The organism is Kocuria kalidii, from assembly GCF_044462225.1.
Lineage (GTDB): Bacteria > Actinomycetota > Actinomycetes > Actinomycetales > Micrococcaceae > Kocuria > Kocuria kalidii.
Genome location: NZ_JBISWJ010000115.1, coordinates 61,872 through 77,541 on the forward strand (window position 1 = coordinate 61,872; position 15,670 = coordinate 77,541).

Sequence of the window (15,670 nt, forward strand, 5' to 3'; positions counted from 1 at the left end):
GCCGCAGGTCCCGCCGGGACGGGCGCTCGGCCGGGGAGATCGACGGCTCGAGCCTACCGGCCGGTCCGTAGGATGTCCGGGTGCAGACGATACGCGGCGCCCGGATCCTCCTGGCCCTCAAGACCTCGCTCGCGGTGGCCCTGTCCTGGGTCGTGGCCCAGCGGATGCCCGGGGTGATCGACGACTACCCGTACTACGCCCCGCTGGGCGCGATCTCCGCGATGTACCCGACCGTGCTGGGCTCGGTGCGCGCGGGGCTGCAGACGGTGGCCGGGATCGCCCTGGGCATCCTGCTGGCGGCCGGGGTCCTGCTCGTCGGCGACCCCAACCTCGTGACGGTGGCGGTGGCGGTCGGCGTGGGCGTCCTCCTGGCGGGCGTCCGCCGGCTCGGGGCGGGGGCGGAGTACGTCCCGGTCGGTGCGCTGTTCGTCCTCATCATCGGCGGCCAGGACGCCGAGGGCTTCTCCGTGGGCTTCCTCGTGCAGATGTCGGTGGGGGTCGCGATCGGCCTGGTCGTCAACGTGACGGTGTTCCCGCCCCTGGACTTCCGCACCGCGAGGCTGCAGCTCGACCGGTTGCAGAGCGTCGTGGTCGACTACCTCGAGGACGTCGCGGGGGAGCTCGCGGAACCCGGGACCACCGCGGGCCGGGACTGGCGCCAGCGCAACCACGCGCTGGTCCGGATCACGGGCGAGGTGCGCGAGGCGGTCGACGAGTCGGCGAACAGCGCCCGCGGCAACCCGCGGATGGTGCTCCGCCGCCGACGAAGCCGGAGCGTGGACGCGGGGGACCCCGGCTACGACTCCCTGCTCCAGCTCGAGAGCGTGATCTTCCACCTCCGGGGCTTCACGGACGCCGTGCGCGAGCTCTACGACCACGAGCAGCACGACTGGCTCGTGCCGGTCGCCCTGAGCGCCAGGCTCGCCGAGGCGGTGCAGTCCGCCGCCGACGGAGTGCGCGCCTGGGCCGACGGCGAGGACCCCGAGGAGGCGGCGGAACGGGTCCGATCCCTGGTGGGGCGGCTCCACGACGACCTGACCGACCCCTTCCGGGTGGAGGACCGGCTCGTCATGGCCGCGGCCCAGGACCTCGCCCGGCTCGTGGCGGTGCTGGACCCGCCGACCACGCCCCCGGACGGCAGCAGCGCCGTGACCCGCGGCTGAGGGGAGTCCGCTCCCCGGGCACGGCGCCGTCCCGGGTCCCGCAGGAGCTGCGGGGCCGCCGGGACGGCGGGCGGCTCAGGCCCGGCGGCGGCGCCGGTGCAGCCCGACCGCGGCGGACGCCGCGATCCCCGCGGCGGCCAGCCCGGCCAGCAGGCCGGCGCCGGAGCGCTCCTGCGGCTCCGCGACGCCCGTCTGCATGTTGAGGCCCGGGTTGACGGCCACGGGGGCGGTCCCGGCGGGAGCCTCCACGACCGGGCTCCCCACGGCGGGGGCCTCCACGACGGGGGCCGGTGCGGCCTCCACCGGGGCGACCGGTGCCGGGAGCGGTGCCGGGACCGCCACGGGGACCTGGGCGACCGGGCCCTGGCAGGCGAGGGCGGCCTGCTCGAGCAGCACGAGGAGCTGGCCGACCGTGGCCTCGTCGAGGGCCAGCTGCGCCAGGAGCGTCTCGAACACCACGGTGGCGTCGGCGAGGGCCTGCTCGACGACGGCGGGGTCGAGCGTGCCGAGGGCGGCGGCGAGCTGCTGGTCGAGCTCGACGAGGCGGGCCTCGGCCCGGGCGACGGCCGCCGGGTCGCCGGACTCCTGGGCGGCGACCAGTGCCGCTCCCGCCGCTTCCAGCTCCTGCAGGCTCGGACCGCCCGCCCCCTCGACGAGCGCGGTGTACTGGGCCTCCGCGGCGGCCACGGCATCGGCCGACAGGCCGACCTCCGCGAGCGAGTCGGGGGTGAGGCCGGCGCCGGCCAGCGCCGCGTCCAGCTGGGCCGTGGCCTGCAGGCAGGCGGGGTCCCCGGGGGCGGCGACGGCGGCCGGGGCACCCAGGAGGAGCCCTCCGGCCAGCATCGCGGCGGTGGCGCCGGTGGCCACCCAGGTCTTTCCAGCAGTCATGTCCTGTGTCTCCTGTGTCGGTCGTCGCCCCGGGGATGGTCCCGCGGCCGGCAGCGCGCTGCAGGACCTCCGCCCGGAGCCGCCCGCACGCGGAGCGGAGGGGGCAGGGAGTGTCGAGCTGCTGGTCGTGCCGCGCGCATCCGGCGGACTGCTGTGCCGTCAAAGTACGTGCCGGTAGCAAACATTGGCAAGAGCGAACCGTCCGCTCAGGTGGCCGGTCGGGGGATTCCCGTCCTCGGCGCCGCGCGGGAGGGCAGGCATGCGTGCTCGTCCTGTGCCGGGGGGACGCGGCTCCGGCGGGGGCGCCCCCGCCGGAGCAGGCGGCCCGGGGCGTCGGCGACGGTGCCGCGGGAGACCGGGACGGACTAGTTCCTGCGGCGCCGGAAGGACCCGCGGCGGTCCCGGTGCCGGTCGACCGCCTCCTCGTAGCAGCCCACGAGGACCTCGGTCGCGGCCCGCCACCCGTGGCCCTCGGTGTCGGCCCGGCCCGCCGCGGCCATCCGTGCGCGCAGGTCCGTGTCGTCGAGCAGCCGCGCGAGGCCGTCGGTCAGGGCGTCCGCGTCCCCGGGCGGCACGAGCAGCCCGGTCCGCCCGTCGTCCACGGCGAACGGGATGCCGCCGGCCCGGACGCCGACCACGGGGACCCCGCTCGCGAGGGACTCGAGGGCCACGAGGCCCAGGGTCTCGGTGGTGGACGGGAACGCGAACACGTCCGCCGAGGCGTACGCGGCCGCGAGCTCCTCGCCGGCCAGCGGGCCCACGAAGACGGTGGGGGTGCCCGCGAACCTCCTCTCGAGCTCCGCCCGGTGCGGCCCCGTCCCCACCAGGGCGAGCCGGGTGCCGGGAAGCCTCCGGACCGGCTCGAGCAGGGCCTCGAGGTTCTTCTCCTTCGACAGCCGCCCGACGTAGAGCATGAGCCGGTCGCCGGGGTGCCCGTCGGTGAGCCGCCGCCGCATCTCCGGGGAGGCCTTCGCAGGGTCGAACAGGCGCGTGTCCACGCCCTTGGGCCACAGGGCCACGTCCCGCAGGCCCATCCCGGTGGCCCGCTCGACCATCGGCCCCGAGGTGCACAGGTTGACCTGGGCCAGGTTGTGCGTGGCCCGGATCCAGTGCTCCACGGCCCCCCGCAGGGGCCCCAGGCCGAGTGCGCTCATGTACTGCGGCACGTCCGTGTGGAAGGACGCGAGCAGCGGCAGGTTCCGCCCCCGGGCCGAGAGGGTGCCCCAGGCCCCGAACCACACCGGGTTCACCGCGTGCACCACGTCCGGGCGGAACGCCGTCACCGCGCGCTCGGCCCGCGGCGTGGGCAGCCCGCCCCGGATGTCCGGGTACCAGGGGAACGTGACGGACCGGGCCCGCGTCACCCGGTGCGGCCCGTACGTCTCCGGCGGGCGGCCCGGGGTGAGGACCAGGACCTCGTGGCCGAGGTCGCCGAGCTCGTCCAGGGTGCGCAGCAGCCGGGTCACCACCCCGTCGACGTTCGGCAGGAAGACGTCCGTGAAGAGCGCGATCCGCATCCGGGGCTCAGGCGCCCACCGGCGCGGGGCGGGACGCGGGCATCCCCGGTCGGCGCCGCCCGTTCCACACGGACGTCGCCGGGATCCGGGACAGGTCCACGCGGTGCGCCCAGCGCGCGGCCGTCTGCTCGACCTCGCGCAGCAGGCCCTCCGAGAGCGTGGTCGGCTGCAGACCCAGGCCGAGGAAGGCCTCGTTGACCACGTGCAGGTCGTTCTCCGCGGACTCCTGACGGGGGTTGGGCACCGTCTCGACCTCCGCCCCGGTGAGCTCGGCCACCAGCCGGGCGAGATCGCGCACCCGGTGGGTCTCCGTCATCTGGTTGAAGATCTTGACCCGGTCCCCGGCCGCCGGGGGGTTGAGCAGGGCCAGCTCCACGCACCGGACCATGTCCTGGATGTGGATGAACGCCCGGGTCTGCCCGCCGGTGCCGTGCACGGTGAGCGGGTGGCCGACCGCCGCCTGCACGAGGAACCGGTTGAGGACGGTGCCGTAGTCGCCGTCGTAGTCGAAGCGGTTGACGAGCCGGTCGTCGAGGGACGTCTCGCGGGTGCTGGTGCCCCAGACGATCCCCTGGTGCAGGTCGGTGATCCGCAGCGCGTCGTTCTTGGCGTAGAACGCGAACATGGTCTGGTCCAGCACCTTGGTCATGTGGTACAGGGAACCGGCGTTGGAGGGGTAGAGGATCTCCTGGGGGACGTTGCCGTGGGGGCCGGGGACCTCCACGTCCAGGTAGCCCTCCGGGATCTGCATGCCGGCGGTGCCGTACCCGTAGACCCCCATGGTGCCCAGGTGCACGAGGTGCACGTCCTGTCCGGACTCCACGACCGCGCACAGCAGGTTGTGCGTGGCGTTGACGTTGTTGTCCACGGTGTAGCGCTTGGTGGCCGGGGTCTTCATGGAGAACGGCGCGGCCCGCTGCTCCGCGAAGTGCACCACGGCGTCCGGGCGCTCGGCGCGCAGGAGCTCGAGGAGGGCGTCGTAGTCCTGGGCGAGATCCAGCTCGGCGACGTCGATCCGCCGGCCGGTGAGCTCGGCCCACGCGGCGCAGCGCTCGTCGAGGGTCCGGATGGGGGTCAGCGACTCGGTGCCGAGGTCGGCGTCGATGGCGCGCCGGGAGAAGTTGTCGACGACGAGCACGTCGTGGCCCCCGGCCGACAGGTGCAGGGCGGCGGGCCAGCCGCAGAAGCCGTCGCCTCCGAGGATCGCGATCTTCACGGGTTCTCCGTTCCCGGGCCGGTCCGGCCCGCTCGTCGAGGTGCTGGTGTCAGCATGGGGCAACCGGCTGAACCGGGAGTGAACGGTCCCGGATCAGCTGCTGGTGGGCGAACGATCCGGGCAGCACCGACCAGCCGGTCCCCGCGAGCTCGTGCAGCTCGTGCGGGAGGTACGCCCGGCGCAGGGATCTCAGCCCGTCGGTGTGCAGGAAGGAGCCCGGGGCCAGCGGCAGGACCACCACAGAGTACAGCCGGTAGGCCGCGGGGCTGCGCACGAGGTCGTTGTGCACCACGAGCCGCCCGGCCAGCCGCTCCGAGTCCGCCACCAGGGCCTGCACGTGCTCCGGGTCCAGGTGGTGGAGCAGGTGGTTGGAGACCACGACGTCGAACGTCTCGCCGGCCGCGACCAGCTCCCGGCTGGTGGCCCGCCGGAACACCGGGGACGCGGCCCGAGGGCGCCGGGCCGACCAGCGGGCCGTGCGCGCCGCGGCCCAGTCGTGGGCGCGGGCGTCCGGGTCGATGCCGGTGATCCGCAGGTCGATCCCGTCCCGCCGGGCCCACCGGCAGAGCGCACGGGCGACGTCCCCGCCGCCGCAGCCGACGTCCAGGAGGGTCAGCGGCCGGCCGGGTTCGGCGAGGGGCCGGATCCTCCGCCGGTAGGTGGCGGACCACCCGGCGACCAGGAGGTTGACCACGTCGAAGCGCGCGTAGGTGCGCCGCAGTGCGGCGAGGTCGCAGTCGGGGTCGTCCATGAGCTCGCGCAGCGCGGCGTCCCGGCGGGAGAGGTCGGGGCGGGTGCGCGGCAGGACGTCAGGCATCTGTTCATTCTCGTGCGCCACGACACGATCCGCCAACAGGCCCGGTGGGCCGGGAGCGGCGCACGGCGCCGTCACTAGACTGGGACTCCCGGCCGGTGCCGGGCCGGAGCAGACGGGGGAGGGGATCGCGTGGGACGCACCGTGGGTGCCGTGGGCTCGGATCCGTGGATCGGCCTCGCGAGCGCGTGCTGGGCCGCCAACGCCGCTCTGGGCGCGTCCGTGGGCGCCGGGCTCGTGCACACGGGCCGGTTCCGCTGGATCCACCACGCCCTCTACGTCACCACCACCACGACCACGGTGCTGGCGACGGTCCTCGCGGTCGGCTCGTCCTCCGCCTCCCGGCGGGCGGCGGCCCGGGCCCTGGCGCCGGCGCTGCTGCCCCTCGCGGCCCTGCCGCACATCGGCACCCCCGCCCAGGGCCACCCCCGCCGCCACGCGCTCGCGGCGCTGTCCGCGGCACCGTTCTACGCCACCGCCCTGTTCCGAGCCCGCGCCCGCCGCGTGCGCTGACCGGCACCACCTGCCCGCCCCGACCTGACCGGAGAGCACATGGAGTTCCTCGACGTCGTCTTCAACCGCCGCACCACCAACGGCCCGTTCCTGCCCGACCGGGTGTCCCCGGAGCACCAGAAGCTGCTGCTGCGGACGGCCGCGGCCGCGCCCTCCCAGTTCAACAGCCAGCCGTGGCGCTTCGTGCTGATCGAGGACCGGGAGACCATCGACCGGATCGCCCGGATCAGCGCCGACTCGATGACCCAGGTGATGGCCGAGGGCACCTTCTTCGACCGCTACAAGCGCTATTTCCGCTTCAGCAGGCAGGAGATGGAGGAGCAGCGCTTCGGGATGCTCTTCGACAAGCTGCCCACCGTGCTGCGCCCCTTCACCCGGAAGGCGTTCACCCCGGGCGGGCAGGCCATGATGAACCGGCTGCGGGTGCCCCAGACGCTGGGCGCGGAGAACCACAAGCTCGTGGCGGGCTCCCCCCTGCTGCTCGGCGTGATGCTCGACCGCCGCGAGTACCGCCCCGGGGAGCTCTCCGGGTTCTACTCGCTCTTCTCGATGGGCGCGGCCATGGAGAACCTCTGGCTGACCACCGTGGAGCTCGGCATGGGCATCCAGTTCATCTCCTTCCCCATGGAGGCCCCTGCCCGGTGGGCCGAGGTCGTGGACCTCCTGGACGTGCCGGAGGACCTCGAGCTCATGGCCGTCTACCGTCTGGGCTACGTCCCGGAGGCGCACCACCGCCCGGCCATCGACTGGTCCAGCCGGGAGCGGCGCCGGATCTCCCAGTACGTCTTCCGGGAGTCCTGCGCCACCCCGCAGGAGGGCTGGGACGACTGAGGCGGCGCCCGGGTCCGGCGGTCCCGTCACCCCCCGGCGATGAGGGCCGCGGCACGCTCGGCGATCATCGCCGTGGGCGCGTTCGTGTTCCCGCTGGGCACCCTCGGCACGACCGAGGCGTCCACGACCCGCAGGCCCTCGATCCCGTGCACGCGCAGGTCCTCGGGGGAGACCACCGCGTCCGGGCCGGTGCCCATGCGGCACGTCCCGACCTGGTGGTGGTAGGTGGTCACGAACCTGTTGACGTAGGCGATCTCCTCCTCGGTGCGCACCTCCGGGCCGGGGTAGAGCTCGACGGCACCCCAGTCCTCCGCGAGCGGCGGGGTGGCCACCATGGCGCGGGCCTGGCGGAGGGACGCGAGCAGCGCCTCGCGGTCGCGCGGGTCGTCGAAGATGTTCGGGTCCAGCTCCACGGGGTCGGAGACCCGCGGCCCGGTCAGGCGCAGCGTCCCCCGCGAGTGGGGGCGCACGAGCCCCGAGTGCAGCGTGAAGGCGTTGGCCGGGCCGGTCATCTCGTCGTCGTACATCGGCACCGAGAAGTGGATCGGCTGCGTGTCCGGGGCGTCGAGACCGGGACGGGACCGCCAGAACAGGTGGGTCTGGGTGACCGACCAGTCGCCCTCGGGGTGCTCGATCGTCCGGGCCGTGGCCTCGGCGATGACCGGGGCCAGCAGGTGGTCGTGGAGGTTCTCGCCGACCCCGGGCAGGTCGTGGACCAGCGGGACTCCGACGTCGGCGAGGTGCCCGGCCGGGCCGATGCCGGAGCGCAGCAGGATTTTGGGGGAGTCGAGGGCCCCGGCGCACAGGATCACCTCGTCGGCGCGGATCTCCTCGGGCGCGCCGTCCGGGTCGTCGAGGGGTGCGACCGCCACGCCGACCGCGCGGCCGTCCTCCACCAGGACCTTCTGCAGGAGCACGCCGGTGCGCAGGGTGAGCCGCGGGTGGTCCTCCACGGGCCGGACGTACGCCATGTACGTGTTGAAGCGCCGTCCGTCCCGCACGTTGACCTGCTGCTGGGACACGCCGTCGAGCGTGCCGGCGTTGTAGTCGTCGTTCCGGGGGACGCCCACGTGCTCGGCGGCCTCGACGATGGACTCGAAGATCGGGTTCAGCGGGTAGTCCTGCACCGCGGGAACGGGGCCGTCGGTGCCGCGGCTCTCGTGCGGGACGGCACCGGCGGGCGGCACGTAGCGCTCGACGGCACGGAACCACGGCAGCACGTCCTCCCAGCCCCAGCCCGGGCAGCCGTCCTCGGCCCAGGCGTCGTAGTCCTGCGCCGCCCCGCGCACCCAGATCGTGGCGTTGAGCGCGTGGGAGCCCCCCAGGACGCGACCGCGCGGCCAGTGGATCACCCGGCCGTCCGCGTTCTGCTGGGGCACGGTGAAGTAGTCCCAGTCCTCCGGGGAGTGCCACAGCTCGCCGAGGCGGGACACCAGGTGGATCGCGGGGTTGAGGTCCTTGCCGCCGGCCTCGAGGAGGACCACCTCGTGGCCGGCGTCGAGGAGGCGGCGGGTCAGGATGCTGCCGGCCGTGCCGGCGCCCACGACGACGTAGGTCGTGACGGTCTCGTTGCTCATGGCCCCAGTGTGACCCCGGGCACACGGCACCGGCTTGTCCTGGTGTGCACGGCTCTTGACCGACAGCGCGGACTCGCGCGCTGTCGGTCAAGAACCGTGCCCTGACGGACAAGTCGCCGGGACGTGTCCTGGGTCACCATGGGGGCAGCACTGATCCGACTTCCGACAGGAGCCACCATGCCCACCGACGCCGCGACCACGTCCGTCCTCCTCACCTACGACCAGCTGCTCGCCGCGATCACCGATCCGGAGGGGCGCGAGATCCTCGACCCGGCCACCGGGGAGCTGGTCGGCCGCGTCCCCGAGCGCACGGTCGAGGACCTGGACCGTGCGCTGGCCCGGGCCCGCGAGAAGCAGGCCGAGTGGGCGGCCGTCCCGGACGCAGAGCGCTGCGCGCTGATGCACCGGGCGGCCGAGGCCGTCGAGGCGAACACCGCCGCGCTCGCCGAGCTGCTCTCGCGGGAGCAGGGCAAGCCGGTGCAGAACGGCCCGAACGCCCTGTTCGAGGTCGGCGGCTCGGTCGCCTGGCTGCAGGCCACGGCGTCGTTCCCGATGGAGCCCCAGACGATCGTCGACGACGAGTCGGGCACCGCGGTCCTCAGCTACGACCCCGTCGGCGTGGTCGGGGCGATCGGCCCCTGGAACTGGCCGATGATGATCTCGATGTGGCAGATCGCCCCAGCCCTGCGGATGGGCAACACCGTGGTGCTCAAGCCCTCCGAGTACACGCCGCTCTCGGTCCTGGCGATGGTGCACGTCCTCAACCAGGTGCTGCCCGAGGGCCTCGTCACCGTGGTGCCGGGCGGCCGCGAGGTCGGCGAGGCGCTGTCCGGGCACCCGGGCGTGGACAAGCTGATGTTCACCGGCTCGACCGCCACGGGCAAGGCGATCATGCGCGCCGCCGCGGACGGCCTGACCCGGCTCACCCTGGAGCTGGGCGGCAACGACGCGGGCATCGTGCTCCCCGACGCCGATCCGAAGGCCATCGCCGAGGGGCTGTTCTGGGGCGCGTTCATCAACACGGGCCAGACCTGCGCGGCGCTGAAGCGCCTCTACGTCCACGAGGACGTCTACGACGCCGTGTGCGAGGCCCTCACCGAGGTGGCCGCGGCCATGCCGATGGGCATGGGCCGGGACGAGCAGAACGTCCTGGGCCCGCTGCAGAACAAGGCGCAGTTCGAGGTCGTGGCCGACCTCGTCGAGAAGGCCCGGTCCGGCGGTGGGCGGGTGCTGCTCGGCGGGGAGCCGGCCCAGGACCAGCCGGGCTTCTTCTACCCGACCACGCTCGTGGCCGACCTCGACGACGACAACCCGCTGGTGACCGAGGAGCAGTTCGGCCCGGCCCTGCCGATCGTGAAGTACTCCTCGGTGGACGACGCCGTGCGCATGGCCAACCGCCTCGACGTCGGGCTCGGCGCCTCGGTGTGGGGCTCGGACCCCGAGCGGGCGCGCGAGGTCGCCGCCCGGATCCAGGCCGGCACCGTGTGGATCAACAAGCACGGCACGATCGACCCCCGCGTGCCCTTCGGCGGGATCAAGAGCTCCGGCTTCGGCGTGGAGTTCGGCGTGGAGGGTCTCAAGGCGCTCGGCGTGCCGAAGGTCATCGCGTCCTGACGTCCGGCCCGTCCGCCCCGTCCGCCCGCTGCTCCGGGAGGGCCCGCTCGCCGGCGCACCGGTCGGGGAGAGCGCCCGGCCCGCGGGAGCTCCGGGGAGCTCCCGCGGGCCGGGAGAGGGCCTGCATCGCCGCGGGGTGCCGGGCGGTGGGGGACGCGGGGCGCTTCGTGGGCGACCGGCGCCGGCCGGGATGCGCGGACCCGGGTCAGGTGGCGCACCGTGTGATCACCAGTTGACACCTCGGTCGACACGGTGCGCAAACGTCTACTCTGGAACCGGTCGGAATGAACAGTTCGGCACGGGAAAGAGGGGCTGCGGTGGTCAGCATGACGAACGGCGGGAGCGGCGAGCGGTCGCTGGACGCGACGGACCGGAAGATCCTGGCGGCGCTGGACGAGGACCCGCGCCTGACGGTGCTGGCCCTGGCGCAGCGCACGGGCCTGGCGCGCGGGACCATCCACGCACGGCTCGAGCGCTACCGGACGAGCTCCGCACTGCGCCCGCACAGCACCCGGGTGACGCCCGCCGCGCTCGGCTACGGCCTCGCCGCGAGCGTGGCCGTGGAACTGGACCAGCACCAGCTCGACGAGGCGATCGCCGGGCTGCGGGCCATCCCGGAGGTCATCGAGGTGTTCGCCCCCGCCGGGCAGACGGACCTGCTGTGCCGGGTCGTGGCGAAGGACCCCGAGGACCTCTACCGGGTCTCCGAGGAGATCCGGCTGTGCCCGGGCATCCTGCGGACCTCCACCAGCATGTTCCTGCGCACGGTCATCCCGTACCGGGTGGCGCAGCTGTTCGGGGAGGGTCTGTGACGCTGGCCACGGGGCCGGGGCGGAAGGTACCGTAAGCACACTGGCGAATTGTCGGACGTTCGTCATCCCTGATCGTCGAGACAGATCGAAGGAGATGCCATGAGCACCAAGGTCGAGAAGACAGTCGTGGTCGACGTGCCGCTGAGCACGGTGTACAACCAGTGGACGCAGTTCGAGGAGTTCCCCCATTTCATGAAGGGGGTCAAGAGCGTGACCCAGCTCGGTGACGACCGGCTCGAGTGGGTGGCAGAGATCGGTGGGGTGCGCCGGCAGTGGGAGGCGCGCATCGTGGAGCAGGTCCCGGACCGCCGGGTGTCCTGGGCGGCGACCGAGGGCGCGACGAACGCCGGGAGCGTGGAGTTCCGTGCCGCCGGTGGTGGCGGGACCGAGGTGCACCTGGAGCTGGAGTACGAGCCCGAGGGCCTGGTGGAGAAGGTCGGGGACAAGCTCAACGTGGTGGAGAACCAGGCCGAGAAGGACCTGGAGCGGTTCAAGGAGTTCATCGAGGACGAGGGCTACGCGAGCGGGGCCTGGCGGGGTTCCGTGAACGAGGGCGCCCCGGTGGGGACGCCCGGTGTGGAGGACGCGGCGGCCTCGCGCGGGGACGAGGGCAAGGCCGGGGTGTCGGGCAAGGCGGTCGCCGCCGGCGTTGCGGCGGCCGGGGTGGCCGCCGCCGGTGCGGCCGCGGCGGCGAAGAAGAAGGACTCGGACTCGGGTTCGGACTCGGGCCCGCACACCGGTCCGGACACCCAGCCGGTCACGTTCGAGTCGACCGCGCGTCCCGCGGCGCCGGCGGCACCGGTGGCGCCCGGGGGAACCGTCTCCGGAGAGGTCCCGCCGGTCCCCACCGTGGACGAGGCGCTCACCGACGACACCGTCGACGCGGACCTGGACGTGGACCCCGCCTCCCGGCGCGTCGACGACGGCCGTGCCGACGGCGGCGCCCGCTGAGCCGGTCCCCGTCCGCCCCGGGCCCCCGACCGCTGCGGTCGGGGGCCCGGGGCGTCTGAGGGACGCGGCCGGCGCCGGCCGGCGGGGGTCCGCCGGTCAGCCGGTGACGGCCCCCAGCGACGCCGAGCGCACCAGCTTGACGTACTTCCCGAGCACTCCGCCCTCGTACTGCGGGCGCAGGGGGGTCCATCCGCTCCGGCGCTGCGCCAGTTCCTCGGCGTCCACGAGCAGGTCCAGGGACCGGGCCGCCAGGTCCACCCGGATCCGGTCGCCGTCGCGCAGGAACGCGACCGGTCCGGCGTCGACCGCCTCCGGTGCGATGTGCCCGATGCACAGGCCCGTGGTGCCGCCGGAGAACCGTCCGTCCGTGAGCAGCAGCACGTCCTTGCCCAGCCCCGCGCCCTTGATGGCCCCCGTGATGGCCAGCATCTCGCGCATGCCGGGGCCGCCCTTGGGCCCCTCGTAGCGGATGACGAGCACGTCCCCGGCCGTGATCTCCCCGGCCTCCAGGGCGTCCATCGCGGCCTGCTCGCGCTCGAAGACGCGGGCCGGGCCCTCGAAGACCTCGGCGTCGAAGCCCGCGGACTTCACCACCGCGCCCTCCGGCGCCAGGGAGCCGTGCAGGACGGTGATCCCGCCCGTGCGGTGGATGGGGTTGTCGAGGGTGCGGATCACGTCGCCGTCCACCGGGTCGGGGTCGAGGGCGGCGAGGTTCTCGGCGACCGTCCGGCCGGTCACGGTGAGGGCGTCCCCGTGCAGCAGGCCGGCGTCGAGCAGGGCCTTCATGACCACGGGGATGCCCCCGTGCCGGTCGACGTCGTTCATGACGTAGCGCCCGAACGGCTTGAGGTCGGCGAGGTGGGGGACGCGGTCCCCGATCCGGTTGAAGTCCTCCAGGTCGAGCTCCACCTCCGCCTCGTGCGCGATGGCCAGCAGGTGCAGGACGGCGTTGGTGGACCCGCCGAGGGCCATGAGCACGGTGACGGCGTTCTCGAAGGCCTCCTTCGTCAGGACGTCCCGCGCCGTCATGCCCCGCCGGAGCATCTCGACGACGGCCTCCCCCGAGCGGTGCGCGAACTGATCGCGCCGCCGGTCGGCCGAGGGCGGCGCCGCGGAGCCCGGCAGGCTCATGCCGAGGGCCTCGGCCACGGACGCCATCGTGTTGGCGGTGTACATCCCCCCGCAGGCGCCTTCGCCCGGGCAGATGGAGCGCTCGATCCGGTCGAGGTCCGCTGTGCCCATCAGGCCGGCCTTGCACGCGCCCACGGCCTCGAACGCGTCGATGAGGGTGACGTCCTTCTCGGTCCCGTCGGTGAGCTTCACCCACCCCGGGGCGATGGTCCCGGCGTAGAGGAACACCGAGGCCAGGTCCAGGCGGGCGGCGGCCATGAGCATTCCCGGCAGGGACTTGTCGCACCCGGCCAGCAGGACGGACCCGTCGAGGCGCTCGGCCTGCATCACCGTCTCCACGGAGTCCGCGATGACCTCGCGGGAGACCAGCGAGAAGTGCATGCCCACGTGGCCCATCGAGATGCCGTCCGAGACCGAGATGGTGCCGAACTGGAGGGGGTAGCCGCCGCCGGCGTGGACGCCCTCCTTGCAGCCCTGGGCGAGCCGGTCCAGGGACAGGTTGCACGGGGTGATCTCGTTCCAGGAGCTCGCGATGCCGATCTGGGGCTTTCCCCAGTCGTCGTCGCCCATCCCGACCGCGCGGAGCATGCCGCGGCTGGCGGTCGCGTCGATGCCGTCGGTGACCTGGCGGCTGCGGGGTTTGATGTCGGGGCTCATGCGGTCTCTTCCGGGTCGGCGGTGCGCGGTGCGGTGCGCGGGGCAGGGCGTGCCGTGAACCTATCAACGGAACTCGAGGGGCGTCGAGGCATGTCCACGGCTCGGCGCGGAACTTTGTGCCCTCCGGGGGAAGACAAGGCGTGCCGGTCCTCCTAGGGTGGGAGAAGAAAAGGTAAGCAACCTGATCGAAGGAGCCCGACATGCCCGAAGCACCCGTCTCCCAGCACGCCCGCGCGATGGCCGACGACGAGGGCGGAATGCCCGAGCAGCAGCAGTCGCCCCCGGGGCTGACCGCGGCCATGGACCCCGTGCCCGATCACGGCGAGGCGTCCTGGGAGGGCCGTGGCCGGCTCGAGGGGCTCAAGGCCCTGATCACCGGGGGGGACTCCGGGATCGGCCGGGCCGTGGCGATCGCGTTCGCCCGTGAGGGCGCCGACGTCGCGATCAACTACCTCCCCGACGAGCAGGAGGACGCCCAGGACGTGGTGGGGTGGATCGAGAAGGCCGGCCGCACGGCCGTGCTGGTCCCCGGCGACGTGCGCGAGGAGCAGAGCTGCCAGGACATCGTGGACCGGGCGGTCGAGGGCTTGGGCGGGCTCAACGTGGTCGTGAACAACGCGGGCTTCCACTGGGCCCGCGGCGAGTCGGGGCTCAAGGGGCTCGCCACGGAGGACCTCGAGCGGGCCGTGCGCACCAACCTCTACGGCACCCTCTGGATCAGCCGTGCGGCGCTGCCGCACCTCGGCCGCGGTGACAGCATCATCAACACCACGTCCGTGCAGGCCTACGACCCGTCGGTGTCGATGCTCGACTACGCCGCCACGAAGGCCGCGCTCAACAACGTCACCGCCAACCTCGCCGCCGAGCTCGGACCCGAGGGCATCCGCGTCAACGCCGTGGCCCCGGGGCCCGTGTGGACCCCGCTGCAGCCCGCCACCAAGGAGCCCGGAGCGGTCGCGAGCATGGGCAAGGACACCCCGCTCGGGCGCGTCGCGCAGCCGGCCGAACTCGCGGGCGCCTACGTCTTCCTCGCCTCTCCGGAGGAGGCGAGCTACGTCAGCGGCTCGGTCCTCGGCGTCACCGGCGGCATGCCCGTCTTCTGAGCAGGCCTCGGCCACCCCCACGGGCCCCCGGACCCCCTACGGAAGGAGCACCTCGTGCCCAAGACCGGCAAGGACGACCACGCCAAGAAGAGCGAGCTGCCCTCCACGCTGCAGCGCTCGGGGCGGAAGGCGCAGGACACGTTCGCCAAGACCTACGACTCCGCGCTGGAGGAGTACGGCGAGGAGGAGCGCGCGGCGCGCACGGCCTACAGCGCGCTCAAGCACACCCACGAGAAGGTCGGCGACCACTGGGAGGGCAAGGACGAGTACGGGCCCTCCGACGAGCACGCCGCGGGCGGCCGCGACTCCCGCGCGCAGACCGCCGGAGGGGTGGACGCGAACGCCTCGAAGCAGCACCTCTACGAGGTGGCGAAGCGCCTCGGCGTCGAGGGCCGGTCCTACATGACCAAGAAGGAGCTCGTGGCTGCCATCCAGAAGGCCAACGACGCCGCGACGCGCAGGGCCCGCGAGGACTGACCCGGCTCCCTCAGCCCCCGGTCGCCGGGTCGTTCTCGAAGATGTCGGGCGGGACCGCGTGGATCAGCAGCGTCACGACCATGGACTGCCGCTCGCCGAAGCCGACGACGTCGGGGATCCCGTCACCGCTGACGTCCGCCAGCGCCCGCGGGTGCCGCTCGACCCGCCAGCCCTGGTGGTGCCCGAACTCCTCGAACCCCAGCCAGGCCGCGGACATCGTCTCCCCGGGCCCGGAGAAGGAGAAGTACGTGCCCCTGTCGCCGAGACCGACCACGTCGGCACCCTGCCGGGAGGTGGTCCGCTCGACGAAGCGCGGGTGCCGGTCGACCCGCCAGCCCTGGTCGTGGCCGAAGTCGCGGACCTCGAGGGCGGCGGTGCTGAAGGTCCCGTCGGGGCGGGCGTAGGA

General features: G+C 73.7%; 14 protein-coding genes and 1 pseudogene. 8 read left to right on the forward strand and 7 right to left on the reverse strand.

Features of this window, described 5'->3' with window-relative positions:
* The first annotated feature begins 80 nt into the window (after positions 1-80).
* On the forward strand, positions 81-1,163 hold the full coding sequence (locus tag ACH9D3_RS17270; RefSeq protein ID WP_396400516.1) for an FUSC family protein: 1,083 nt from the start codon (positions 81-83) through the stop codon (positions 1,161-1,163).
* 75 nt (positions 1,164-1,238) lie between these two features.
* Here ACH9D3_RS17270 and ACH9D3_RS17275 read toward each other — a convergent pair whose 3' ends face one another.
* From ACH9D3_RS17275 to ACH9D3_RS17290, 4 genes are all read right to left on the reverse strand, one after another.
* Positions 1,239-2,051 (reverse strand): hypothetical protein, encoded by an 813-nt coding sequence (locus ACH9D3_RS17275; protein ID WP_396411867.1) that lies wholly within the window; start codon positions 2,049-2,051, stop codon positions 1,239-1,241.
* Between the two features lie 365 nt (positions 2,052-2,416).
* Positions 2,417-3,568: a glycosyltransferase gene (locus ACH9D3_RS17280; RefSeq protein WP_396411868.1), complete on the reverse strand. Its 1,152-nt coding sequence runs from the start codon at positions 3,566-3,568 to the stop codon at positions 2,417-2,419.
* 7 nt (positions 3,569-3,575) lie between these two features.
* Positions 3,576-4,784 carry an NAD-dependent epimerase/dehydratase family protein gene (locus ACH9D3_RS17285; RefSeq protein ID WP_396400519.1) on the reverse strand — a complete coding sequence of 403 codons (1,209 nt, stop codon included), beginning with the start codon at positions 4,782-4,784 and terminating at the stop codon, positions 3,576-3,578.
* Between the two features lie 49 nt (positions 4,785-4,833).
* A complete protein-coding gene (locus tag ACH9D3_RS17290) occupies positions 4,834-5,601 on the reverse strand; it encodes a methyltransferase domain-containing protein (RefSeq protein ID WP_396400520.1) in 768 nt (255 codons plus the stop codon).
* Positions 5,602-5,730: 129 nt separating this feature from the next.
* Between ACH9D3_RS17290 and ACH9D3_RS17295 the strand changes: the two genes are divergently transcribed.
* Together ACH9D3_RS17295 and ACH9D3_RS17300 are read left to right on the forward strand one after the other, a co-directional pair.
* Entirely contained in the window at positions 5,731-6,111 is a 381-nt protein-coding gene (locus ACH9D3_RS17295; protein ID WP_396411869.1) for a hypothetical protein, read from the forward strand.
* 39 nt (positions 6,112-6,150) lie between these two features.
* Positions 6,151-6,942: a nitroreductase family protein gene (locus ACH9D3_RS17300; RefSeq protein WP_396400522.1), complete on the forward strand. Its 792-nt coding sequence runs from the start codon at positions 6,151-6,153 to the stop codon at positions 6,940-6,942.
* 26 nt (positions 6,943-6,968) lie between these two features.
* On the opposite strand, the gene ACH9D3_RS17305 is transcribed toward ACH9D3_RS17300, so the two are convergent.
* Complete coding sequence (locus ACH9D3_RS17305) at positions 6,969-8,519, reverse strand: GMC family oxidoreductase N-terminal domain-containing protein (protein ID WP_396411870.1); 1,551 nt, start codon at positions 8,517-8,519, stop codon at positions 6,969-6,971.
* A gap of 177 nt (positions 8,520-8,696) precedes the next feature.
* Here ACH9D3_RS17305 and ACH9D3_RS17310 point away from each other — a divergent pair, with 177 nt between their 5' ends.
* The 3 genes from ACH9D3_RS17310 to ACH9D3_RS17320 all read left to right on the forward strand — a co-directional run bounded on the left by ACH9D3_RS17310 (position 8,697) and on the right by ACH9D3_RS17320 (position 11,896).
* Positions 8,697-10,133: an aldehyde dehydrogenase family protein gene (locus tag ACH9D3_RS17310; protein ID WP_396400524.1), complete on the forward strand. Its 1,437-nt coding sequence runs from the start codon at positions 8,697-8,699 to the stop codon at positions 10,131-10,133.
* A 326-nt stretch (positions 10,134-10,459) separates the two neighbouring features.
* Positions 10,460-10,945: an Lrp/AsnC family transcriptional regulator gene (locus ACH9D3_RS17315; protein WP_396400572.1), complete on the forward strand. Its 486-nt coding sequence runs from the start codon at positions 10,460-10,462 to the stop codon at positions 10,943-10,945.
* Positions 10,946-11,044: 99 nt separating this feature from the next.
* The gene (locus tag ACH9D3_RS17320) at positions 11,045-11,896 is read left to right on the forward strand and encodes an SRPBCC family protein (RefSeq protein WP_396411871.1); all 852 of its coding nucleotides are present in this window, start codon (positions 11,045-11,047) and stop codon (positions 11,894-11,896) included.
* Positions 11,897-11,992: 96 nt separating this feature from the next.
* Here ACH9D3_RS17320 and ilvD read toward each other — a convergent pair whose 3' ends face one another.
* Complete coding sequence (gene ilvD / locus ACH9D3_RS17325) at positions 11,993-13,684, reverse strand: dihydroxy-acid dehydratase (protein ID WP_396411872.1); 1,692 nt, start codon at positions 13,682-13,684, stop codon at positions 11,993-11,995.
* A 200-nt stretch (positions 13,685-13,884) separates the two neighbouring features.
* Here ilvD and ACH9D3_RS17330 point away from each other — a divergent pair, with 200 nt between their 5' ends.
* Positions 13,885-14,787, forward strand: a complete 903-nt coding sequence (locus ACH9D3_RS17330) for an SDR family oxidoreductase (RefSeq protein WP_396400527.1) — start codon at positions 13,885-13,887, stop codon at positions 14,785-14,787.
* Between the two features lie 54 nt (positions 14,788-14,841).
* Positions 14,842-15,264, forward strand: a complete 423-nt coding sequence (locus tag ACH9D3_RS17335) for a ChaB family protein (protein ID WP_396400528.1) — start codon at positions 14,842-14,844, stop codon at positions 15,262-15,264.
* Positions 15,265-15,274: 10 nt separating this feature from the next.
* Here ACH9D3_RS17335 and ACH9D3_RS17340 read toward each other — a convergent pair.
* Positions 15,275-15,670, reverse strand: a pseudogene (locus ACH9D3_RS17340) (hypothetical protein); the annotation flags it as partial.